The organism is Empedobacter sedimenti (assembly GCF_030005555.1).
Classification (GTDB): Bacteria; Bacteroidota; Bacteroidia; order Flavobacteriales; family Weeksellaceae; genus Empedobacter; species Empedobacter sedimenti.
This window is the reverse complement of record NZ_JASCQG010000013.1, coordinates 54,000-75,721: the sequence shown is the minus strand read 5'-3', so window position 1 is coordinate 75,721 and position 21,722 is coordinate 54,000. Positions and strand designations below refer to the sequence as shown.

Sequence of the window (21,722 nt, the reverse complement as noted above, 5' to 3'; positions counted from 1 at the left end):
TGTTTTTATTTTGTTTGATAACCTCCAAAATAATTTACTGGAGACCATTCTGGTAATGCTTTTAATGGTTTTGGTGCGACATTTTGGTAATCGTTATCACCGTAAACTACTTTTCCATCAACGATTGTTAATTTAGAAGTAATTGTTTTGATTTGTTCGTCATCAACTTTGAAGTAATCTTTGTCAAGAATAATTAAATCTGCGTAATAACCTTTTGTTAATTTACCTTTGTCTTTTTCTTTGATCAAATCATAACCTCTGTGCGTGTATAACTCTAAAGCTGTTTTACGATCTACAGTATTTGATTTGTCCATAATTTGGTTTCCTCCAACACTTTTCCCTGTTGTTACCCAGTACAAAGAAATCCAAGGATTGTATGTTGCTACACGTGTACCATCAGTACCAAGACCAACTGGTAGCCCCATCTCTAACATTTTTTTAACTGGTGGTGTATTAAGCGCTGCTTTTTTACCATATCGTCTGATGAATGTTTCTCCTTGGAAAGCCATTCTGTGTTGAATTGCAATACCTCCACCTAACGCTTTGATACGTTTCATGTTTTCTTCACTGATTGTTTCTGCGTGATCAAAAAACCAAACTAATCCATTTAATGGCGTTTCTCTATTTACTTCTTCGATAACATTTAAATCACGTGTAATACTTTCGTTGTACGTTGCATGAATTCTGAATGGCCATCTTTTGCTAACCAATAATTTCAAAACATCTTTCATACTACCTTCCATTGTTGAAGGAAGTTCTGGGCGAGGAAATAAGAAGTTTTCAAAATCTCCTGCATCAGAAACTAAGTTTTCTCCACCTCCTGCTACATGATATTCTACTTCGTTATGACCGTTGTGACTGTGATTATCAATCTCAACCATTCCTGTCCATTTTGTATAATCTGCTAATTCTGTTCCTTTTTTCTGAGCGAATAAAAAATAAGGTAAACGTACTGTTATTTTTCCTTGCGTATTCAACTCATCTGTAATTCCGTAATCGTCAGGAAAATTCTGAAATCCTCCTCCTGCATCCATTACAGAAGTAACTCCTAACCTATTCAACTCTGTCATGTATTGAAGAGTTGAGTTAATTTTTTCTTCTTTAGATAATTCTGGTAATTTTGCTAATGTAGAGTACAAAATGAATGCACTTGGTTCTGCAACCAATAATCCTGTTGGATCTCCATTTGTATCTTTTTCGATTAATCCTTGTGCCGGATTTGGTGTATCAGCATTGATATTAAGCGTTTTTAAACCTGATTTATTGATCCAAGCTTTTCCGTATAAATACAAGATAAAAGTTGGTACATTACCTGTTGCTTCGTTGATTTCTTCTAACGTAGGAAGTCTTTTTTCTTCAAACTGATATTCGTTCCAACCACCAACAACTCTTATCCATTGTCCTTCTGGCGTACGAGCAGCTTGCTCTTTTAACATTTGCAATGCTTTTTTGAGAGACTTTACACCATCCCAACGCAATTCTGCATTATAATATCTACCAGCTCTAATTACGTGTAAATGACTATCAAATAATCCCGGAAGTACACGGTTTCCGTTTGCATCAATAACTTTTGTATTGTTACCTTTTAATTTTAAAATTTGAGCATTTGTTCCTGTTTGCAAAATTTTGTTTCCGCTAATTGCAACAGCCTGCACTTCTGGGTTTAACTGATCTAAAGTTGTAATTTTACCATTGGTTACAATTATATCTGCTTTTTGTGCATACATAAAAGAAGATCCAAGTACAATAGAAGTAAGTATGAGTTTTTGTAATGTTTTCATAATATATATAGGTTTTATTAAAATAAGGCAGGCGCAAAAAACCTGCCTTAATTATAGTTTTATTAATGTTTTAACATTTCTCTTGAATATTGAATTCCAATACCGTAAGATCCTGCATATTTTACAACTAAGTCATTAACTGCTTTGTAAGTATCTTGACGAGCCCAATCTCTTTGTAATTCTAATAAATATTGGATTGATGTAATTGGTTTTGCTCCAGCTTGCACCATACGAGTAACCGCTTGATCGTGTGCTTCTTTTGTTACATCTCCTGACGCATCTGTAATTACATACACTTCATATCCGTCGTGTAAAGCTGACATTACTGGTCCTACCACACAAACACTTGTCCATAAACCTGCCATTACGATTTTCTTTTTACCTTTTTCTGTAATTGCTTTGTATGCATTTACATCTTCCCACGTGTTCATTGTTGTTCTGTCAACAAATTTTGAAGTAGCTTCTGGATAGAATTCTAAAATTTCAGGGAAAACTGGTCCAGAAAATGTTTTTTCTGCTACTGTAGTTACAACTGTCGGAATTTTAAAGATTTTTGATGCACCTGCAACAATTCCTACATTGTCTCTTAATTCGCTCATTGGAATACTATGTGTTGCGAAAGCCATTTGACCTTCGTGATCAATTAATACTAATGAGTGATTTGTTGGATTTAATAGCTCTGGACTTGGTTTTTGAGCTGATGCAGTGATAGATGCGATTCCGATTACGAAAGATAAGATTGCTTTTTTCATGATAATTAAATTTTGTAAGTTATTTTGATAATTTTATTTTGATAATGTTTTTATGTATTCTTTATGATTATGCTTGTTTTACGTATTGTACTTCTGCAAATAATTTGATTTCTTCTCCAACTAATACTCCTCCTGTTTCTAAAGCTGTGTTCCATCCTAACCCAAAGTCTTTACGATTAATTGCTCCATTTAATGATAAACCAATTCTTGTGTTTCCCCATGGATCTTGTAACAAACCGCTGTACTCTCCTTTTAATTCTACTGGTCTTGTTACATCTTTAATTGTTAAATCTCCAGTTACTGTATAATTTTGATCGTTGATTTTTGAAATATTTGTTACATCAAATTTTAAATCTTCAAATTTTTCTGTTTCAAAAAAATCTCCACTTTTTAAGTGATTGTCACGATCTGCATTGTTTGTATCGATTGAGTTTACTTTTGCTGAGAAAGAGATTTTAGAATCTGTAAATTGTTCTCCTTCATTTTCGATTGTTGATTGGAAGTCATTAAACTTTCCGTTAACAGTTGTAAACATCATGTGTTTTACTTTGAATCCGATTTCTGAATGTGTTGGGTCAATTGTCCAAGTTGAATTTTTCATAATTTTTATTTTTAAATTTTTAATTTCTATTTTTCAAAACTTGAGTTGTGAATTGTTTATTTCTCTTATTTTGATATGACAAATTTAGAGTGAGATGATAACCTATTCATTGAACTAGTTCAAGAAGTGAAAAAAAACTAAAAAAAAATTAAAAAAGGATTCAACTTTATTTGTCAAATCCTTTTTTATCTCTTTTAAGCCAGCGTCATTGGTACATCCATTAACAATACTTCTGTATCTGCTGTTGTACTCTTTATAGTAAGCTTATCTATATTCCACAGACCAAAACCATCTCTTGCTGCTAACTCTTGCCCATTTACTATAAGATTACCTTTTAATAAAAAAACATACACACCGTTTCCTTTTCTCTTTATCTGATAAGTCGTTTCTACATCTTGCTCAAAATTCCCTAAATGAAACCATGCATTCTGATTTATCCAAACTCCATCATCATCAGGATTAGGTGAAACGATTTGTTGCAACTTATTGTGTCTTTCATTTATGTTTAATGTGATTTGTCCGTAACGTGGCGTAACATTTGGTTTATTGGGATAAACCCAGATTTGTAAAAACCTTACTAATTGATTTTCGTTTTTATTAAACTCACTGTGTGTTATTCCCGTTCCAGCGCTCATTACTTGGATATCACCATTTTTGATTATCGCCGTATTACCCATATTATCTTTGTGCTCTAAATCACCTTCTAGTGGAATACTAATAATCTCCATATTATCATGTGGATGTGTTCCGAAACCTCTTCCTGCTTCTACACGATCGTCATTCAATACTCTTAATACACCAAAATGCATACGATCGGGGTTATGATAATTTGCAAAACTAAATGTATGTCTACTCAACAACCAACCATGATTAGCCAAACCTCTTGTATCGGCTTTATGCAAAACAGAGTTGTCATCAATTTTATCATCTTCGTTTGGTAAATGATTAAAACCAATTGGTTTTAGTGGAGTTATTTCGTCAATTTCATTCTTTAATACATTCGCCAAAGATGCTGTTGCTGCAAACATTCCTGTTCCTAATAATCCCTTTTTTATAAAATCTTTTCTATTCATAGTTTCTCACTTTAATTTCTCGAAATTAAAGTGTTATAACAAATTTAACATTGAACTAGTTCAATAAAAAAAGGATTAAACACAAGTGCTTAATCCTTTTGATTAAATATTTTTTTTCTGATTTTACTTACAAATTCTGGTGAAACACCAAGATAAGAAGCTATATAATATTGTGGAACTCTTTGCGGAATTGTTGGATACAATTTCAAAAACTCTTGATAACGCTGAGTTGCAGTCTGCGAAATTGTATTAATTAACCTATTCTGAAGCGCTGATAAATTGCGTTGAACTAAAATTCTGAACATACGCTCAAACTTAGGATAAGCTTTTAATAATTCATTTTTAGCATCAGATGTCAATAAAAACATTTCGCAATCTTCTATCGTTTCAATAAATAAACGTGAGGCTATTTCATTAGAAAATGATGCTATATCACTTACCCACCAATCTTCTACAGCAAATGACAAGGTTACTTCTTGCCCATTTTCACCTATATAATAGATACGAATACATCCTTCTATTATATAACCTTCAAATTGGCATATTTCACCTTCTCTTAGTAAGATTGTTTTTTTAGGAAATGATTTCCTGGTTAAATAAGATGTAAATCCACGTTCTTCTTCTTCCGTAAGATCTACATACTTATTTACATTTTGTAAAATGTTTTTAAAATCCATTGTTTGGTATTAGAGATACCACAAAAGTATGAAATTTTAATACACTAATCGCAATCCTACACCAAAGCCCATATCGCTATCGTAATGTGTTCTGATGTGCATGTTTTTGTTCAAAATATAACTCAGTTCTCCCATATATTCTTTGTCTGTATTCCACATAAAACCTGCGCGAACACGTTTTGAAATTGGAATATCTTCGCGCATAAATTGTAAACGCACTTTTCCTGTATGATAAATTTCGGTCTGAAAATCAATTAACATCGGTAATTTGTAAACAAAACCTGCACTAAATAATCCTTTATTACGATCTGTTTTCTGACCAAAAATATTCTTCTCTACATTTCCGTGTTCCGCTAACATTTTGTGTTGATTCCAATCAAATCCTACAAAAACTTGCAACCATTGATTTCGATCGATAAAACGTCCTAAATGAGTTTCAACTTCATAACCGTGCTCTGATTTATATCCAATTCCCCATTCAGATGTTAACGCCCAACGTGCATCTTGTACCATTAACATACCATCTAAACCATTTGTCGCAAAATCATTTTCTGCCATTACATGCTTCATATTGCTTTCCATTTGCAACATTTTATACGCATGTTTTTTATTTGGTAAATTAGGATTTTGATAATCTCCAACCTCAAAAACTCTATTCATTCCGCCCATCATGTGATACAAAATATGACAATGGAAAAACCAATCACCTTCTGTATTTGCCTCAAATTCGATGACATTTGTTTCCATTGGCATAATATCCAACACATTTTTCAGCGGAGAATATTCACCATTTTTATTAATCACACGAAAATCGAAACCATGTAAATGCATCGGATGACGCATCATCGAATTATTATATAAGGTAATACGCAGAATTTCGCCTTTTTTGACAGGAATTTTATCCGTTTCTGAAAACACTTTGTTATCCATACTCCACACATAACGACTCATATTTCCCGTTAATTCGAAACGCATTTCTTTTACAGGAGCATCTTGCGGAAATGTTGTATTTTCAGGCGCTTTTAGCATTCCATAATTCAACGTTGTAATATTAGACGATGAATTTCCGTGCGAAGAATGATCCATTTCACCCATTTCTGAATGGTTTTCAGCAGAATCTTTCTTTGATTTTTTAGATTTCTTTTTCGCTTCTCCAGAAATTTCAGGATACATTACGGTATTCATGTCCATTTGCTGCAAGCTCATTTTCATGCCCATATCGTTCATTGTTCCGTCCATATTCATCATGTCGTTCATCATTTTCATACCTTCGAAATACTTCAATTTCGGAAGCGGTTCCATCAATTGTTTCTTTCCTTCACCTATGAACAACGAAGCTGAACCTGTTCTATCCTCAGAAGTTGCTTGAAACTCGTAAGATAAACCACCTTCAGGAACTGTAACAACCACATCATAGGTTTCGGATACGCCAATAATCAAACGGTCTACATCAATTGGCTCAACATCATTTCCATCATTTGCTACAACGGTGATTTGTCCACCTGCATAACGCAACCAAAAATAAGTTGACGCACCACCATTCGAAATTCGTAAACGTACTTTATCACCAGCTTTGAATTGCTTCAATTGACTTTCGTTTGCTGCATTTATCAAGAATTTCTCGTAATAAACATCGCTCACATCCATCGCCAACATACGTTTCCATTCGTTGGTCAATTTTGTTTTGAAATGACCTTCACGAATCGCTTCTGCATAACTTTGTGTGGAACCTTTTTTAATTCCCGACCAATCATTTGCATTGTGTAACATTCGCTGAATATTTTCAGGTTTTAAATCCGTCCATTCACTCAACATCACAGGAATTGTAGGTAAATCATCAATTCCTTTTCGGAAAGTTGGATCATTTTCGCGCTTCTTCAAAATCATCGAACCATACATCCCGATTTGTTCTTGATACCCCGAATGACTGTGATACCAATGCGTTCCGTTTTGAATTATGGGAAATGTATAAGTATATGTTTCACCAGGTTTGATACCCATTTGCGTTAACATCGGTACACCATCTTCTTTGTTTGGCAACCACACGCCATGCCAATGCAACGAAGTGTCTTCGTTCAATTTATTATGCACTCGAATAACAGCCGTATCGCCTTCTGTAAACTCTAAAGTCGGCATCGGAATTTGACCATTCACCGAAATGGCTCTTTTGTCTTTTCCAGAAAAATTAACAATCGTATCACGCACATACAAGTCATATTCAACACGTTTTTGTGCTTGTAAAACGATTGCTGACGGAACAAAAAGTAAACAAAGTAATTTCCTCATGCGAATGATTTATTATAACTGACTAAACTTTTTGTAATTCTCTTCGTTTTCAAAATAATCTACATTTCCTTGTTGATCTTTCAAAACGATATACGCATTCGCTTTATCAATTTCTTTTCCTGTAAAAGGATCTTTTGCTTTACGAGCTGTTTCATCATTCGGAATTCTTTCAACACACATATTACAACATCCATAATATGTTTTTCCATCATAAGGAACTTCAAACTGATCTTTGCCCATATATGCATTGTTCACCATACAAACTTGCTTATTCGGAACTTTATCGCCTACGTTGTAAGCCATTGTTTGCGATGGCTGCATCATACCCGACATCTGCTCTTCGTGAGCAGTAACTGTTGGTTCTTCTGTTTTATTTTGACAAGATGTTAATGCAAAAAAACTTAATATTGAAACACTTAAAACTATCGTTAACTTCTTCATTTTCTTTCTTTTTATTTATTTTATTTCAAAGTCTCAACTATGCTTCCACATGTCAACATCATATTACCGTAGAAAGGATTTTTAATATCCGAATCTTTACTCAACCAATTCGATCCTCCATTATACATTGGACAATTTTGATAATAAATTGTGTAACCAAGATTTGCTTTCTGCGCTAATTTGTGCATTGGTTGTGACAATTTTGCAAAAGTTGTTCGTTGTTTTTCAATATTTTTTTCTTGCGATAATTGTTTCGAAGTTGTTTCTAAATCATTCAAAACTTCCATCCAAACCATATGCGATTCATGTGAAAGTTTACCCATTTCTACTGTAGAAATAGATTTCGAAAGAGCTGTTATTTGTTTCGAAATTTCGTTTTCATTTGCTTTTACAAAAGCATCTTTCAACGAAAAATACGTATCAAAAACCTGTGATAATTGATTTTTTTGTTGAGAATTTTCAGTTTGATTATGATTAGAATGATCCATTTCTTGATGATTCATTGTCATTTTTTTATCACGTGTATATTGACAATCTTTTCCCAATTTCGCATAAGCTTCATCAGGCGCCATATATTCTGCATTATCAAAACCTGCTAGCGCGATGTTTTTCAAGATTTCGTTCGAATTTGTTTTTGCTTTATTGTACGAAATAGAAGCTGTTTGAGTTGAAGCATCAAAATCTACTTTCGAAATTCGAGATTGATTTCCAGCTTTTTCGATTAATTCTTTCGCATTTGCACAACTTCCTTTCACTTGAAATTGTTTGGTTTCTTGATTTTTAAATTGTGCATTTGCAGCAAAAGCAAGAAAACTTCCGATGATTAAAAAACTATACTTTTTCATGATTTTTAATTTAGATTTTATCAATTGGTCGACGCGTATGTTTGCTCAATTGTTTAAAAACAGAAGGCGTTAAACCAGTTACTTTTTTGAATTGCGCACTAAGATGTGCCACACTCGAATAATTCAATTGAAAAGCAATTTCACTCAATGATAATTCATCATAAATCATTAATTCTTTGACTTTTTCGATCTTTTGTTGAATAAAATATTTCTCAATTGTTTGTCCTTCCATTTCCGAAAAAAGATTCGAAATATATTTATAATCTAACTTCGTTTGTTCGCTCAAATAATCAGATAAATTAACTTTAAGTTCATTATTTTCTTGATGAACCAACTGAATAATCAATGTTTTAATTTGTTCAATTAATTTACTTCTTTTATCATCAATTAACTCAAAACCAACCTCTTCTAATTCATTTCGAATTAATTCTAATTGACTCGAATCAATCGGATTTTTCAACTCAACTTCGCCTAATTCAATATGGTTTGCTTCGATTTTATTCATTTTCAAAATTCGTCCAACCACTACTTTACAGCGATGACACACCATATTTTTTATGAATAGTTTATCTATTGTTTCCATCTGAATTATTTTTTTTGAGAGTATATTAAAATTACAAAATATCTGAGACAAATTTCGTTCTTCTTTTGTTAGAAAAGTTTATACAATTCGCAAGAGCTTGTATAAAATTTACAGATTCTTAAAAATCAAGTTTCTCAAAATTATCAAATCATTAATATTTACCAAACCATTAATAATCAATAAAATATTTCATAAATTCGATACAATAACACTTAAAACTATCCAAATGAACCAAAACTCAATTAAAGTAATTACACTAATTAGCTTCTGTTTCTTCGTATTTTCTTGTTCAAAAAAAGATGAAAAACCAATTGAAGAAAATTCTGTTGAAAATGTTCAAACAAATGATACTATCACAACAAAGATTCCGTTAAAAACGGATACAATAGCATTTGATATTTCAACAATTCCAGTTTCGAATGCAGAATTAGGAGAATTTCCATTCTTAGCACTTCCAAAAAATATTCAATTTCAAAACAAACCACTTTTACGAGAATATGATGAAATTTTTTTTCCACTTGGACCAAACAATAATTTTGTAAAAGTTGGAGGAAAATCATTCAAAACTTATTTAGTTAAAAGCGATGATTCAACCTCAGATTGGTCATTACCTTATTTTGAAAAAATGTACGACGAAGCGATTACAAAATTGGGTGGGAAATTAATCTACGAGGGAAAAGCAACAGATCAGCAAACAAATTTCTTGAAAGAAAATGCTAGATATTTAGGCGAAGAAGGATCTATTGATTATTGGGGAGGACCATACAGAGTTTATGCTATTAGAAGAACAAATGGCGACGATGTTTTTATTCAACTTTACGGAAATACAGCAAGTGGTGCAATACAGATTTTGCAAAAAGAACCTGTTGTAGCAAAATAAAAAAAAAGCAAGTTGTAAAAACTTGCTTTTTTTGACTTATAATTTTTCTTTTGAATCAATTACTTTTGAATCACGTGTATTTTTTTGAACTGCAATCGCAGAGAAGACACTCAATGCGAAAGACATTCCGTAAAATCCTTTTTCGCTCAACAATAAATCTGCGTTCCATAAACCTATCGTTAATAATACAATTGATGCAATTGTAGCAAACCAACTCAAACCATAATAAATTTCTGTTACAGGTAAACCTTCCGCCTTATCTCGAACACTTTTTTGTACAGAAATTACCGAAAATAATCCAAATAGTAGAATTGTAAAATAATATCCTTTTTCATTCAATTGCATTGTTGCATTCCATAATCCGACACAATAACCAATTGTACCAGCAAACAAGGCTAACCAAGACGCACCAATAAATGCAGGCGTAGGTTTTAGAGGACTTCTACCATTATCACGTTTTGTAGATTTTACTTTTTGTTCAGTTTCATTTGTGTTTTGAATTGTTTCCATAAGTTCAGTTTTTTAATGATTAATTATGAAGCAAATTTCTGAGAAGTAAACAATTCTTCAAAATCAATTTCAATTAAAAACTGACGATTAAATAATATTTATTATTTTTAAATATACATTCAACTACATCAAAATGGATTCATTATCTGACTTAATAAATAGCTTAAATAAAACTGATATAAAAGAATTTAAAACGTTTTTAAAAAAGAAGAATAAACGAAATGACACTAAAAATATTCAGTTATTAAAATATTTAAAAACTGATGATATAAATAATAAAAACAAGTTTAAAGCTGAAGCAAAAATTAGTAATGATGCTTACCATGCTTTACGAAAAAGATTATCAGATGCATTAATCCTATTCCTTTCAAACAAAACTTTTGAGAAAAATAATGCTGAAGGAAACGAAGCGTTACGATTATTGATTGTAAGTAGATATTTTTTTGAGAATGAGTGGAATAAAATTGCTTTCAAATCTTTACAAAAAGCGGAAAAATTTGCAAAAAAACTAGAACAATACAGCTTATTGAACGAGATCTATTTAACTCGATTACAATACGCTCATCTCAATCCTGCAGAGGATTTGAATAAATTAACAATAGAGTTTGAATTTAATCAAAAACAAATTAAGAATGAAGCAAAATTAAATGTTATTTATGCTTTATTGAGAAAAGAGTTTCAGGAAATTCAGTTAAAAGGAAAAATTACTAACCTGAATGATTTACTTTCTTCAACATTACGACAATTCAACCATTCTTTAGAAGATATTTTGACATACAAATCCTTGGTTCAGATACTTTTCATTGCCAATGAATATGCCTCAATCAAACAAAATTATCAACTTATAGAAAGTTTCATTAAAACCGCTCAACAATTTATTGAAAGCAAAAAAGATTCTGCTGACAATCATCTTTTTTACCACATTCAGATAATTTATTACTTAGCTAATTATAGTTTTAGAAGTCAAAAATTTGACGAATGTAAAACTTACTTAAATGAAATGTTGACATTAATGCAAAAACAAAACAATATTTATTTTTCTGTTTATAACCCTCGTTACCAACTACTCTTCAGTTTACTTTATCATTTTACAAACAATTCGTTTTTAGCTATTAAAACAATTGAAAATACTTTAAAAACGAAAAATAAAAACACAAAACAAGAAGACATTGACGATTTAGTCGCAACGCAAGCTATGATTTTAGGTCAACTTTTAGACAAAAATGCTTTAAAAATAATTGCTAAACTTTCTCACACAGATGCTTGGTACGAGAAAAAAATGGGAATGCTGTGGACAATCAGAAAAAATATGATGGAAATTTTGATACACTCGCAATTCGAACACACTGATTATGCTTTATCTCGCATCAAAAGTTTCAAGCGTCGTTACAAAAATTATTTATATCAAACCAAAGAACAAATTGTAATGGATTACATCTTAATTATCGAGAAATACTTACTTAAACCAGAAATTATTCAACATCATTCTTTTAATGAAAAACTAAATAACTTGATTAATAATGAACAAAAAGGTGATATTTTCTTGAAAAGTTTCTTGGGATGGATGATTGCAATAAAACAGAATGTTACGCCATACGAAGCTACTATGAAGTTAATTAACAATGAAGATTAATTTATAGAATTAAACTTTATATCTTTAATACAAAGTTATTTTATGGCAAAAAATCAAATATTGACCAAAGAAAAGGAAACTGAATTAATCTCAATTCTGAAACAACGATTCGAAAAAAACATATCTAGACATGAAGGTTTGGACTGGAAAATTGTAGAAGAAAAAATAGTCAATCAACCAGAAAAAGTTTGGTCTCTGAATGAAATGGAAATATCAGGAGGCGAACCTGATGTTATTTTTCTTGAAAACAATAACGAAATTTACTTTGCAGATTGTTCTGCAGAAAGCCCAAAAGAAAGACGAAGCTTTTCTTATGATTACGAAGGACAGATTTCTCGTAAAGAACATCAGCCCAAAAATAACGCAATAGATTTAGCTAAAACCATGAAAATTGAATTGTTAACAGAACAAGATTATCGCGCTTTACAAAAAGTTGTCGTTGTAGATCAAAAAACATCAAGTTGGTTAAAAACACCCGAAAATATCCGCAAACTAGGCGGTGCTATTTTTGGCGATTATCGTTACGGGACCGTTTTTATTTACCACAACGGAGCTCAATCTTACTATGCTGCTCGTGGTTTTAGAGGAAAATTAAAATTATAAACATGAAGATAAAATACATTCTACTTCTTTTTATAACAGGAATTATTGTTATTACAATTGGCGCTTTATGTAAAATCACACATTATAATCCCTTTATTTCCGCAAATCTGATTTTGTTTATTGGTAGTGTAATAAAAATTAGCGCAATACTTTTATTCTTCATCAAATTGATAAGAAGTTCAGCTTTAAGAAAGTTTCTGAATTTATAATACTCTACAAATAATCACTCAAAATCTGAAGAATTATTGGCGCTAAGATTGCAGTTAAAATTCCATTAAAAATCATTCCGACAGAAGCAAAAGCACCATATTTATCACTAATTTCTAACGCTCGCATCGTTCCCATTGCGTGAGAAGAAGTTCCCATTGCAATACCTTGCGACATTGGTTTTGTAATACGTGAAAGATTTAGAATTTTGAAGCCTACCATACTTCCAAAAATACCTGTAATCATAACAGCTGCAGCAGTTATTGACGGTATTCCGTTCACAGATTTCGAAACCTCTAATGCAATTGGAGTACTTACAGATTTTGGTGCCAAAGACAAAATAATTTCTTTTTCTGCTCCGCATAATTTAGCAATTATCACTACAGATAAAATACCGACCAAACAACCAACTATCTGACTTGTAAGTATTGGCACTAATTGTTTTTTAATTTTGTCCCATTGCGAATACAACGGAATTGCTAAAGCAACAATAGAAGGTTTTAGAAAAAAATCGATGTATTGACCAGCTTTTTCATATTGGTCATACGATACATTGAGAACTAAACAATAAACGATTAATACAAACATTGATAAAATAATTGGATTGAATATAATCCATTTGTATTTTTCGCTCAAATAAACTCCAGAAGCGTATAATGCTAAAGTCAAGAATAATAAAAACGTTGGATTTGAGAAGAATATCATTTTCTGTTTCTTAAAAATTGATGTGTTAATCCAGTAAATAAAACCACTAAAATTGTACTTACTAAAGTAGCTACTAAAATAGGAACAATGGATTGACTTAAAATTCCGAAATAATTTAGCATTGCAACACAAGGCGGCACGAAAAATATCCCCATATTCTTAATCAAAAAATTACTGATAGATTCTACGTCTTCTACTTTTATCACTTTGGTTTTTAGTAGCGTCCAAAGTAAAATAAGACCAATAATACTAGAAGGCATTTTAATATGTGTAAGGTAAACAACAAGCTCGCCAAATGCCAAGCAACCAAAGATAATTGCAACCTGTTTTACTAAATTCATTGTTCTAAATTTGTGTTGCAAAGTTACAATGAATTGACTTTTCTGAATAACTATCTAGGCATTATTTTGATCATTCTTCTTTATAATTTTTGTAGAAATTATTCGATTTAGTTGATAGTTAAGATGAAACATGAATATTGCAATTCAAAATAAATTTATCGTTTTACAATAAATTTATTTTGAATTACGAAAAATTTACTTTTATATTTGTACAACAAAAACATCTAATATGAAAACAAACTCTAAGCTGTACTTAAAAATAATTGGATTATTATTAATTCTTCTTCCATTTGCAGATCTTGTCGTTAATGGGCATTACAGTGATTTTGAAAGAGGGTATAACGAGGGAAACTCAAAAGAATCTTATGTATATTTTAGTGTTGTCCCAAACTCAGACAAAACTTCAACTATTCAAATCCCGAATATCAATGGAGATATTACGGCAAGTAAAATTGATTTAGAAGTTCACACAGACAAAAGCTTGAATATTTACCCTTTTTACATTTGGGTTTTATATATGTTAGCTGCTTTTGCATTTATCTTCTACCTTGTTTCTATTATTCGTTTAGTTAAACGTTTTATTAAAGGACAACTTTTTGAAAAAAGCACTTATAACACATTATTGTATAATGGTTTTTCGCTAATTGCTTTTACATTGATTGATTCGAGTCTAAATTTCATCAAGAATTATCAATTGGAAAAATATATTCAAAACTCAAATTATACCTTAGCGACGGATAATATGATTGATATTTCTTCTATTATTACGGGATTAATAATTCTTGCATTTGCCGTAGCTTTGAAACAAAGTTTAGATATCAAAGAAGAAAACGACTTAACAATTTAGATTATGGCAATTATTATTAATTTGGATGTAATGATGGCAAAACGAAAAATGTCATTAAACGAGTTGAGCGAAAAAGTTGGTATAACGCTTTCTAACCTTTCCATTCTGAAAAATGGAAAGGCAAAAGCAATTCGCTTCGAGACATTAGATGCCATTTGCAAAGCATTAGATTGTAAACCTGGTGATATTATAGATTACGAAAATATCTCGTAAACAGGTTATTTATTCGTTTTCATTGTGTTTTTATAAATACGACCGTCTTTTATAATAACCAGAAAATTTTTCTCAGGATTTGTGATGATTGATAAATCTTTTAATGGATTTCCGTCAACCAATAGCAAATCGGCTAACGCCTGCTCTTCTACAACACCTAATTTCCCTGGATATGGACTACGCAAACCTGATAACTGCAATAATTCACCATTATCTTGCGTGATCATTTTTAGGATTTCAGCATTTGTAAACCATTTTTGTAAACGTAAAATATAACTATTTTGCTCATCATTTAGTTCAGGTTCAAACAAAAAGTCTGTTCCCCAAGCTAATTTCACACCTAGTTTTTTAGCTAAAGGCCATACTTTATCTTGTCCATCTAAAACTGGTTTACGCTTTTCTTTACGTTGAGCATCCATGTTATCATTATTGTCCATCAAATTCTGAAGACTTAACCAAACACCTTTATTAGCAAGAATTTTAAGAGTTTCTTCGTCCAACATTTGTCCGTGCTCTATTGATTTTACTCCAGCCTCTACTGCTCTTTGTACCGCTCTTGGAGTATAAGCATGCACCATTACATACGTTCCCCAATCTTCTGCTGCATCTACAGCTGCTTTCATTTCATCAAAAGTATATTGTGTTACATCAATCGGATCATAGGCAGAAGAAGTTCCTCCACCAGCCATCAATTTAATTTGACTTGCTCCGAAACGTAAATTTTCTCTTGTTGCTGTCAAAACCTCATCTCGACCATCAGCAATAAAAGTAGCTCCTAATAGTTCTGCGCGAGATGGTTTTCCGAAAAATCGACGAGATCGTTCATCAGGAGTTCTAAAATCTCCATGACCAGCTGTTTGACTTATTGTAGCGCCAGAAGGCCAAATACGTGGTCCTACAACTTTTTCTTTATCAATTGCCATTTTGAGTGGAAAAATTGGTCCACCGGCATCACGAACACTTGTAAAACCTCTCATTAACATCTTCTGAGAACCTTCAGCAACTTTGCTCATCAACATTTCTTCAGTCATATCTGCCGACATCATTTGTTGCATTGTTAGAGCACCAAAAACCATGTGTACATGGACATCTATAAGTCCTGGCATCAATGTTTTTCCTTTTCCGTTAATCTTTACAACATCTTGATTTTTTGTTGAAATAGATGTAGAACTAATTTTTTCAATCTTTTGATCAGAGATTAAAACATTCATCGGAGTTGTGAGTGAAGCCGATTTATGATCTAAAATTCGAACATTTTCGATTAAAATTTGTTTTGTTTGTGCGAATGTATATGAGGTAGAGAAGAGTATAAATGAAACAATAAATTTAAAATTCATCTTATACAAGGTTATTAGTTTGAATCAGCAATATACGATTATAAATACTTATTAAACTTTTTTATATCTTAATATAACTGAAATTTAATTTTATCAAACACAAAAAAAGAGGAGTGACTATTCACTCCTCTTGTTAACATAGATATGAGAATTAAGATTACTCTTATTTCTTTATTATTTTTTGAGTATTTACTTTTCCTTTATCATCAACTATTTTAACAATATAAACACCTGGTGATAAATGACCTAGATTTAACTGAACAGTTTTGCTATTCGTTTCTTTTGTAGTAACGCGAAGTCCTGCCATGTTGTAAACTTCTAACTGTTTAATATTATCAAAAGATTCTATTACAACTTGATCTTTAAACGGATTAGGAGATACTTTTACTTTCTCTAATTTTTGTAGTTCTGTAGTTCCTAAATTGCCACATACTGTGTTTAATTTATAAACGATTTCACTATTTTGATCAAGATAATCATCAGTAGGTCTATCTGGTGGCGAAGCTTCTAAAACAAACTTTTTAGGATAATCACCTATTACAGCATCAACATTTGCATTAGTATCCCAAAATGAAATATTTTGAGTATCATTAAGCACCAACCAATATTTTTCACTTTTATCTCCATCTAAAATTAATGGCTGAGAAAATTTCACTTTAATTTTTTTCTTTATAAGAACAGCTATTGCTCCTTCAGCTATGTTATAAACTAATGATTGTATTTTTTCGTTCTCTGTAGAAGCTATTTCTATTTCCTTTAATGCTCCAACATCATTCATATTATGCATTTTTCCTGTTTTAGGGTCAATGCTTAATAATTTTAACTTAAAAGATGAAGGTCCATCTGTAATAGATCCTCCAAATATAGAAGAAAGCATATTCCAAGCTGAAATGTCCATTCCTGTAATTTCTAGTTTACTACCTTTTTTGGCAATTACATCTATTACCACAGGTCTGTCAGGCGTTATCTCAAGATATGGCATATCTATTCCATTCTCAACAATGTTAGGGCTATCTGGCACAGTTTGTTTACACATATTATACTGACACTCAGATTTTAATTGATAAACGGCTTCACTATTTACATCTAAACTCCATTTACCTTGGCTATCTTTAGAATTTTTGATTGCTAAAGTTGAGTTAATAACAAAGTTAGTATTAACTTCTAAAGCTTGTGCATCAGTCACAATTTTTAACCATTTTTTTACAGGAGCTTCAGATTCTAAGGCGTCTAAGACTATTGGTTTATCAAAATCTATGTCATATTGATAACTTTTCTTTCCATTAAAAGTACCGATTAAATTCTTTGAAACTATTTTACCAACAATTTTATTTGTTGTTGTAGAAGGCAAGCCATTTGTATCCTCTAATAGCTCAAAATCCACTTTAGTAGCATCACCTTGAAGATTAAGTTTTATACCAGAAATTGTTGCTCCTCGTCCAGAATAAGCGTTTAAATCTAAAGCAATTTCTTGATTGGTTGTTCCACCTAATTCTTTTGTTAATTGAAAATTAACACTCGGTATTCCTAAATTACATGGTTCGTTTATTGGATTTCTATTTGGATTTCTGACTAATAATGTAAGATCCGTTTTTTCTGTAAATAACTCACAGTTTTCGTTCGAATGCAAATACAATCTAACTACGCCTGTACGATCACTAATCCAATTTAAATTAGAATATCTCGCTCCTAAATTAACATTATTTACGACATCTTTTAAAGATACAAACACATTTTTATTAGATGATTCAAAGTAATAATTATTTCCTTCGTACACAAATACATCTACATAAGATCCTATAGCAGCATCTTTAGCAATTGAATTATACCTACCATTTACGGGAATATATGTAGTTGGTAACAATGCTCCATTTGGCGTAGAGGTACAAACTGAAGGGGGTACAATTGTGATTGAATATTCTTCTATTTGTCCATAAGTAGATCCTAAATCACATCCATTTTTAGGATGTAATGCAGACTTTTTATCTGTCTGTCTCTTCATGATTCGCATTCTAGTTTCGCCTAAAACCGCATCTTGAGGAACTATTACTGTCTGAGAAACTGACTTTCCGTCTTTACCAGTCGAGTTAAACAACAGGTTTTCTACTTTAATAATTTCTCTAGTATTATAAAAATCATCGTTCGTTACAGCCCCAAAAATACCATCTTGATTGTAATCTATTGCGATTGTATAAGAGCTATAATACTGCCCTTTTGTATCTCCTTGAAATGTAAAAATATAATCCGATGTTTGACCTATTTTCCCTCCACTAATCGCAGAAAAATCTTCATAACCAATTGCTGTATTATTTTCGCTTGCGTGATTAAAAATAGTATTTAACTTCGTTTTTATTAACACATTTGTTATTTCTTCTGGTGTAGCAATTTCTTCTGGTTCACAATAAACAAGGCTTGATTTATTTTGATAATTATTCAATCCGTTTTTTGCACTTTTCAGCGGATTACTCAATGTAACAGGCTCTTTTACATCCTTCAACCAATGTTGCAAAACTGTTGAAGATGGTTGCTGAGCAAACAAAGTACCACCAAGAAGTGTGAATAATAAAATATTTAGATTTCTTTTCATGTTTTTAGATTTAGTCATTATTTTTTAATGATTTTTTTCGTTACAACCTCTTTTGTTGTATGTAACTTTAAGATGTATAAACCTGCTGATAAACGTTCTGTAGATATGCTACTCACTTTATTGTCTTTTCTTGGAGTACCAGACTCTAACACTCTACCTGTTACATCAATAATTTCGTATTTCTCTACCGTATCTTCAGCGTTTATATACACCAAATCTTTAACCGGATTAGGGTAAATCGCTAACTTACTCTTCTCTTGTTCTGCAGTACCTAAACGCGCACAAGTTGGAGGAAGATCAAACGCTTCTTTTCCATCCGCTCTTAACATAGGATCACCTTGATCTGCACTATATCCTAGTCCTCTTTTAGCAAATGCTTCCCATATTAAACATTGATTTTCGCCTCCATTTAACACTACATCAGCCATCAGAATACCGTCACGTCCATCTACAAAACCAGGGTTGGCTTTTTGAATTTTCAATCCTTCTATCACTAAATCTAAAGCCATGTTGTTACCTCCTGTATTTGATTTGAAATCTGGATTAAATCCATATTTTTCAATCAATTTCCAGTGCATTTCCCATAACATTAGTGCCCATACATATCCTGTAGGGTGCATTTTGCCTTCTCCTGCACCAATTTCTTTTAATTTATCATAAGTATGAGGATTCACTTTCATGTCGGTTGTATACGGCAATTCACGAAGTCCAGCACCATCAAAAGCATATTCTCCCATATTAATTTGATCTTTTGCTGTATGAAAAGCTTGTTGTGTAAGATTAAGAGCTACATAATCACTCCATCCTTCACCCATACCTTCTTCTCCTCCAATCATTCCGTCAGTTAAACGAACACTTACCGCGTGTGTATACTCATGTAATAATACTTGGCTATCAAAACCACTATCTCTTACTTTTATGTTTAAGTTATTGGCTGGTAGAACACCTTTTATCGTTTCTTTATTCTCTAAAGCACTTTTAATTTTATCTCCAATATCTTTACTAATCCCAGTAACAGGAATTGATAAATCTGGATTTGAGATATCAAAAGAACCTGTAAATTCTCCTGTTGCATTATTAAGCATAATAATACCTAGCGGATTGAATTCTTTTACGTGATTAACTTTATCTCCAAAAGTACATGATCCTCTATTTACTAATACAACCTTACCTTTAAGTTGTTCTCCATTTGTAATTACTTCACAACCGTCATTTACGTCTCCTTTACCATCATTTACAAGTACAAATTCTCCTTTTACAACTGGAGATTTCCCGTAAACAAATCCTGTATTATTACCTAGAGCACCTTTGTAAATACCTTTTAATGGTCCTTCTTCAATTTCAAGTACTCCTCCACCTTCTTTTAGTGTTTCGAATGTGAAGAACATTGTCACGGGATTTCTCGCAAATAAAGGACTATATGCCATAATAGCATTATTCTTAACTTTAACAAATTCACCTAATCCGGAAGTAGAAAAACCAATTACTCGTTTTTTGTCACCCTCATTCATCTGGAAACTTCCTGCTTTAGGATTAACCCCATGATAATATAAAATATCATGAATAGAGTTCATAGAATAAAACATTTGTGTAGCTGCTGCATCTGTATATTGTAAAGGATCGTAACTCATTGAATTTCCTGGATTAGGAAAATCAAAAAGTAATTTTTCTCCACCATCTACTTCATTTTTCACAAAATTATCACCAAAAGCAACTATCAACTGAGAAACACCAAATACAATATCACTAAACACTCCATTTTTATCAGAACCTACTTGTAAATTATTACCTACAGTATGATATTTTGTTAAAGTTGGATTTCTTGCCGCTGCATCTTTAACCAACTTATGCCATCCTTCTTTAGAGGCTACAGGATCATATGTATTCGTTAATAATTTGAAATCAGATTTTAGTGGACTCTGTTGCGTTGCAGGAATTACACGATAAGTACCATTTAATGGTGCATCTGCTACAGTAGCTGAAACTTGATTATTTTTTGTAAACTCTTCTTCAATCCATTTATAATCTTCAGGATTGTTATGGTAAACATTGTGTTTCGTTCCATCTGGATGAAAACTACAAACATGAATGATAGAATTTTTGAACAATAATTCACCTGTGTTAGCATCAATTAAAGTTTCAAAAACATTGTTTGGAATTTCTCCTTCCTTCGTATTTTGGTCTTTTATTTCTGTAAGTGTAAACCAAGCTAATTTTAATGTCCCTTTATCATTATAGTAGTATAAAAAACTTGGAGAATTTTTTACATAAGAAACATAGTCCTTTGTTACTATTCCTTTAGCTGACAACTTCACCTTATCCGTAATAGTATTAGGATCAATCTCTAAAAACTGTTTACCTAAAGATGCTGCCATTTTACTTACAGCTTGATCAACAGTTAATTTTGGAGTAACCGAAAGATTATTATCGGTTGTAGAATTTACAAAACTTTCATTATGATTAATTACTTTTCCTTCTTTCACATAAAAAGTTCCATTACTACCATAAACAGGAATCCCATTTATCGTTTGCTGAATTTTAACATAGTCTCCTACATTATTTCCTACCACATTTTCATTCACAACCGTATAGTCAAATTGTGAATTAACTGTTCCTTTTCTTTGTGCTTGATTCAGAAAATCATCAACAACTTTAACTGGACTTTGTGCAAAAACACTTGTCGTTGTTAAACTTAGAAGAAGGAGTAAAAAGTAATTTTTTCTCATAAATTATTATAGTTTTTACATTATATTAACTTTAGAATTGCCTTAACAATTCAATAATATAAAATTAACATTAAAACCTCAACAAATTACGTAG

The 21,722-nt window shown here is 31.7% G+C and carries 20 protein-coding genes; 5 read left to right on the top strand and 15 right to left on the bottom strand.

All coding sequences use genetic code 11. The features are described 5' to 3' along the window. Positions 1-5: 5 nt before the first annotated feature. The 9 genes from QHG34_RS12790 to QHG34_RS12750 all read right to left on the bottom strand — a co-directional run bounded on the left by QHG34_RS12790 (position 6) and on the right by QHG34_RS12750 (position 9,039). A complete protein-coding gene (locus QHG34_RS12790; protein ID WP_282630600.1) occupies positions 6-1,781 on the bottom strand; it encodes an amidohydrolase in 1,776 nt (591 codons plus the stop codon). A gap of 62 nt (positions 1,782-1,843) precedes the next feature. Continuing rightward, positions 1,844-2,533 (bottom strand): hydrolase, encoded by a 690-nt coding sequence (locus QHG34_RS12785; RefSeq protein ID WP_282630599.1) that lies wholly within the window; start codon positions 2,531-2,533, stop codon positions 1,844-1,846. 67 nt (positions 2,534-2,600) lie between these two features. Further along, positions 2,601-3,134 carry a YceI family protein gene (locus QHG34_RS12780; RefSeq protein ID WP_282630598.1) on the bottom strand — a complete coding sequence of 178 codons (534 nt, stop codon included), beginning with the start codon at positions 3,132-3,134 and terminating at the stop codon, positions 2,601-2,603. Between the two features lie 194 nt (positions 3,135-3,328). After that, positions 3,329-4,207 (bottom strand): pirin family protein, encoded by an 879-nt coding sequence (locus tag QHG34_RS12775; protein ID WP_282630597.1) that lies wholly within the window; start codon positions 4,205-4,207, stop codon positions 3,329-3,331. Positions 4,208-4,296: 89 nt separating this feature from the next. Next, positions 4,297-4,884 carry a Crp/Fnr family transcriptional regulator gene (locus QHG34_RS12770; RefSeq protein ID WP_282630596.1) on the bottom strand — a complete coding sequence of 196 codons (588 nt, stop codon included), beginning with the start codon at positions 4,882-4,884 and terminating at the stop codon, positions 4,297-4,299. Between the two features lie 36 nt (positions 4,885-4,920). Continuing rightward, positions 4,921-7,170: a multicopper oxidase domain-containing protein gene (locus tag QHG34_RS12765; RefSeq protein WP_282630595.1), complete on the bottom strand. Its 2,250-nt coding sequence runs from the start codon at positions 7,168-7,170 to the stop codon at positions 4,921-4,923. A 12-nt stretch (positions 7,171-7,182) separates the two neighbouring features. After that, complete coding sequence (locus tag QHG34_RS12760) at positions 7,183-7,611, bottom strand: hypothetical protein (protein ID WP_282630594.1); 429 nt, start codon at positions 7,609-7,611, stop codon at positions 7,183-7,185. A 20-nt stretch (positions 7,612-7,631) separates the two neighbouring features. Beyond that, entirely contained in the window at positions 7,632-8,456 is an 825-nt protein-coding gene (locus tag QHG34_RS12755; RefSeq protein ID WP_282630593.1) for a DUF3347 domain-containing protein, read from the bottom strand. 10 nt (positions 8,457-8,466) lie between these two features. After that, positions 8,467-9,039 carry a helix-turn-helix domain-containing protein gene (locus tag QHG34_RS12750; protein WP_282630592.1) on the bottom strand — a complete coding sequence of 191 codons (573 nt, stop codon included), beginning with the start codon at positions 9,037-9,039 and terminating at the stop codon, positions 8,467-8,469. A gap of 226 nt (positions 9,040-9,265) precedes the next feature. On the opposite strand from QHG34_RS12750, the gene QHG34_RS12745 reads away from it, so the two are divergent. Beyond that, positions 9,266-9,919 carry a hypothetical protein gene (locus tag QHG34_RS12745; protein WP_282630591.1) on the top strand — a complete coding sequence of 218 codons (654 nt, stop codon included), beginning with the start codon at positions 9,266-9,268 and terminating at the stop codon, positions 9,917-9,919. A gap of 36 nt (positions 9,920-9,955) precedes the next feature. Here the strand turns inward: QHG34_RS12745 and yiaA are convergent, their stop codons facing one another. Then, on the bottom strand, positions 9,956-10,429 hold the full coding sequence (gene yiaA, locus QHG34_RS12740) for an inner membrane protein YiaA (protein WP_282630590.1): 474 nt from the start codon (positions 10,427-10,429) through the stop codon (positions 9,956-9,958). Positions 10,430-10,562: 133 nt separating this feature from the next. Here yiaA and QHG34_RS12735 point away from each other — a divergent pair, with 133 nt between their 5' ends. Continuing rightward, on the top strand, positions 10,563-12,062 hold the full coding sequence (locus tag QHG34_RS12735) for a hypothetical protein (protein ID WP_282630589.1): 1,500 nt from the start codon (positions 10,563-10,565) through the stop codon (positions 12,060-12,062). A 42-nt stretch (positions 12,063-12,104) separates the two neighbouring features. After that, positions 12,105-12,665 carry a DUF4256 domain-containing protein gene (locus QHG34_RS12730; RefSeq protein WP_282630588.1) on the top strand — a complete coding sequence of 187 codons (561 nt, stop codon included), beginning with the start codon at positions 12,105-12,107 and terminating at the stop codon, positions 12,663-12,665. Positions 12,666-12,878: 213 nt separating this feature from the next. Here the strand turns inward: QHG34_RS12730 and QHG34_RS12725 are convergent, their stop codons facing one another. Together QHG34_RS12725 and QHG34_RS12720 are read right to left on the bottom strand one after the other, a co-directional pair. After that, positions 12,879-13,577, bottom strand: a complete 699-nt coding sequence (locus tag QHG34_RS12725) for an LrgB family protein (RefSeq protein WP_282630587.1) — start codon at positions 13,575-13,577, stop codon at positions 12,879-12,881. Continuing rightward, positions 13,574-13,918, bottom strand: a complete 345-nt coding sequence (locus QHG34_RS12720; RefSeq protein ID WP_282630586.1) for a CidA/LrgA family protein — start codon at positions 13,916-13,918, stop codon at positions 13,574-13,576. The genes QHG34_RS12725 and QHG34_RS12720 overlap by 4 nt, the downstream gene beginning before the upstream one ends. Positions 13,919-14,147: 229 nt before the next feature. On the opposite strand from QHG34_RS12720, the gene QHG34_RS12715 reads away from it, so the two are divergent. Next, positions 14,148-14,765, top strand: coding sequence for a DUF2975 domain-containing protein (locus QHG34_RS12715; protein ID WP_282630585.1), 618 nt, complete (start codon positions 14,148-14,150; stop codon positions 14,763-14,765). Positions 14,766-14,768: 3 nt separating this feature from the next. Then, positions 14,769-14,978, top strand: a complete 210-nt coding sequence (locus QHG34_RS12710) for a helix-turn-helix domain-containing protein (protein WP_282630584.1) — start codon at positions 14,769-14,771, stop codon at positions 14,976-14,978. A gap of 5 nt (positions 14,979-14,983) precedes the next feature. Here QHG34_RS12710 and QHG34_RS12705 read toward each other — a convergent pair whose 3' ends face one another. The 3 genes from QHG34_RS12705 to QHG34_RS12695 all read right to left on the bottom strand — a co-directional run bounded on the left by QHG34_RS12705 (position 14,984) and on the right by QHG34_RS12695 (position 21,628). Next, complete coding sequence (locus QHG34_RS12705) at positions 14,984-16,315, bottom strand: metal-dependent hydrolase family protein (protein WP_282630583.1); 1,332 nt, start codon at positions 16,313-16,315, stop codon at positions 14,984-14,986. A gap of 163 nt (positions 16,316-16,478) precedes the next feature. After that, positions 16,479-18,902 carry a T9SS type A sorting domain-containing protein gene (locus tag QHG34_RS12700; protein ID WP_282630581.1) on the bottom strand — a complete coding sequence of 808 codons (2,424 nt, stop codon included), beginning with the start codon at positions 18,900-18,902 and terminating at the stop codon, positions 16,479-16,481. Between the two features lie 17 nt (positions 18,903-18,919). Continuing rightward, positions 18,920-21,628: a M36 family metallopeptidase gene (locus QHG34_RS12695; protein WP_282630580.1), complete on the bottom strand. Its 2,709-nt coding sequence runs from the start codon at positions 21,626-21,628 to the stop codon at positions 18,920-18,922. Positions 21,629-21,722 lie beyond the last annotated feature (94 nt).

Excerpts from the sequence above, each read along its gene's own strand:
- QHG34_RS12770 (WP_282630596.1), bottom strand. The coding sequence starts at position 4,884 with ATGGATTTTAAAAACATTTTACAAAATGTAAATAAGTATGTAGATCTT.
- QHG34_RS12775 (WP_282630597.1), bottom strand. The coding sequence starts at position 4,207 with ATGAATAGAAAAGATTTTATAAAAAAGGGATTATTAGGAACAGGAATG.
- QHG34_RS12700 (WP_282630581.1), bottom strand. The coding sequence starts at position 18,902 with ATGAAAAGAAATCTAAATATTTTATTATTCACACTTCTTGGTGGTACT.
- QHG34_RS12760 (WP_282630594.1), bottom strand. The coding sequence starts at position 7,611 with ATGAAGAAGTTAACGATAGTTTTAAGTGTTTCAATATTAAGTTTTTTT.
- QHG34_RS12695 (WP_282630580.1), bottom strand. The coding sequence starts at position 21,628 with ATGAGAAAAAATTACTTTTTACTCCTTCTTCTAAGTTTAACAACGACA.
- yiaA (WP_282630590.1), bottom strand. The coding sequence starts at position 10,429 with ATGGAAACAATTCAAAACACAAATGAAACTGAACAAAAAGTAAAATCT.
- QHG34_RS12765 (WP_282630595.1), bottom strand. The coding sequence starts at position 7,170 with ATGAGGAAATTACTTTGTTTACTTTTTGTTCCGTCAGCAATCGTTTTA.
- QHG34_RS12745 (WP_282630591.1), top strand. The coding sequence starts at position 9,266 with ATGAACCAAAACTCAATTAAAGTAATTACACTAATTAGCTTCTGTTTC.
- QHG34_RS12790 (WP_282630600.1), bottom strand. The coding sequence starts at position 1,781 with ATGAAAACATTACAAAAACTCATACTTACTTCTATTGTACTTGGATCT.
- QHG34_RS12735 (WP_282630589.1), top strand. The coding sequence starts at position 10,563 with ATGGATTCATTATCTGACTTAATAAATAGCTTAAATAAAACTGATATA.
- QHG34_RS12710 (WP_282630584.1), top strand. The coding sequence starts at position 14,769 with ATGGCAATTATTATTAATTTGGATGTAATGATGGCAAAACGAAAAATG.
- QHG34_RS12785 (WP_282630599.1), bottom strand. The coding sequence starts at position 2,533 with ATGAAAAAAGCAATCTTATCTTTCGTAATCGGAATCGCATCTATCACT.
- QHG34_RS12705 (WP_282630583.1), bottom strand. The coding sequence starts at position 16,315 with ATGAATTTTAAATTTATTGTTTCATTTATACTCTTCTCTACCTCATAT.
- QHG34_RS12725 (WP_282630587.1), bottom strand. The coding sequence starts at position 13,577 with ATGATATTCTTCTCAAATCCAACGTTTTTATTATTCTTGACTTTAGCA.
- QHG34_RS12715 (WP_282630585.1), top strand. The coding sequence starts at position 14,148 with ATGAAAACAAACTCTAAGCTGTACTTAAAAATAATTGGATTATTATTA.
- QHG34_RS12720 (WP_282630586.1), bottom strand. The coding sequence starts at position 13,918 with ATGAATTTAGTAAAACAGGTTGCAATTATCTTTGGTTGCTTGGCATTT.
- QHG34_RS12780 (WP_282630598.1), bottom strand. The coding sequence starts at position 3,134 with ATGAAAAATTCAACTTGGACAATTGACCCAACACATTCAGAAATCGGA.
- QHG34_RS12730 (WP_282630588.1), top strand. The coding sequence starts at position 12,105 with ATGGCAAAAAATCAAATATTGACCAAAGAAAAGGAAACTGAATTAATC.
- QHG34_RS12750 (WP_282630592.1), bottom strand. The coding sequence starts at position 9,039 with ATGGAAACAATAGATAAACTATTCATAAAAAATATGGTGTGTCATCGC.
- QHG34_RS12755 (WP_282630593.1), bottom strand. The coding sequence starts at position 8,456 with ATGAAAAAGTATAGTTTTTTAATCATCGGAAGTTTTCTTGCTTTTGCT.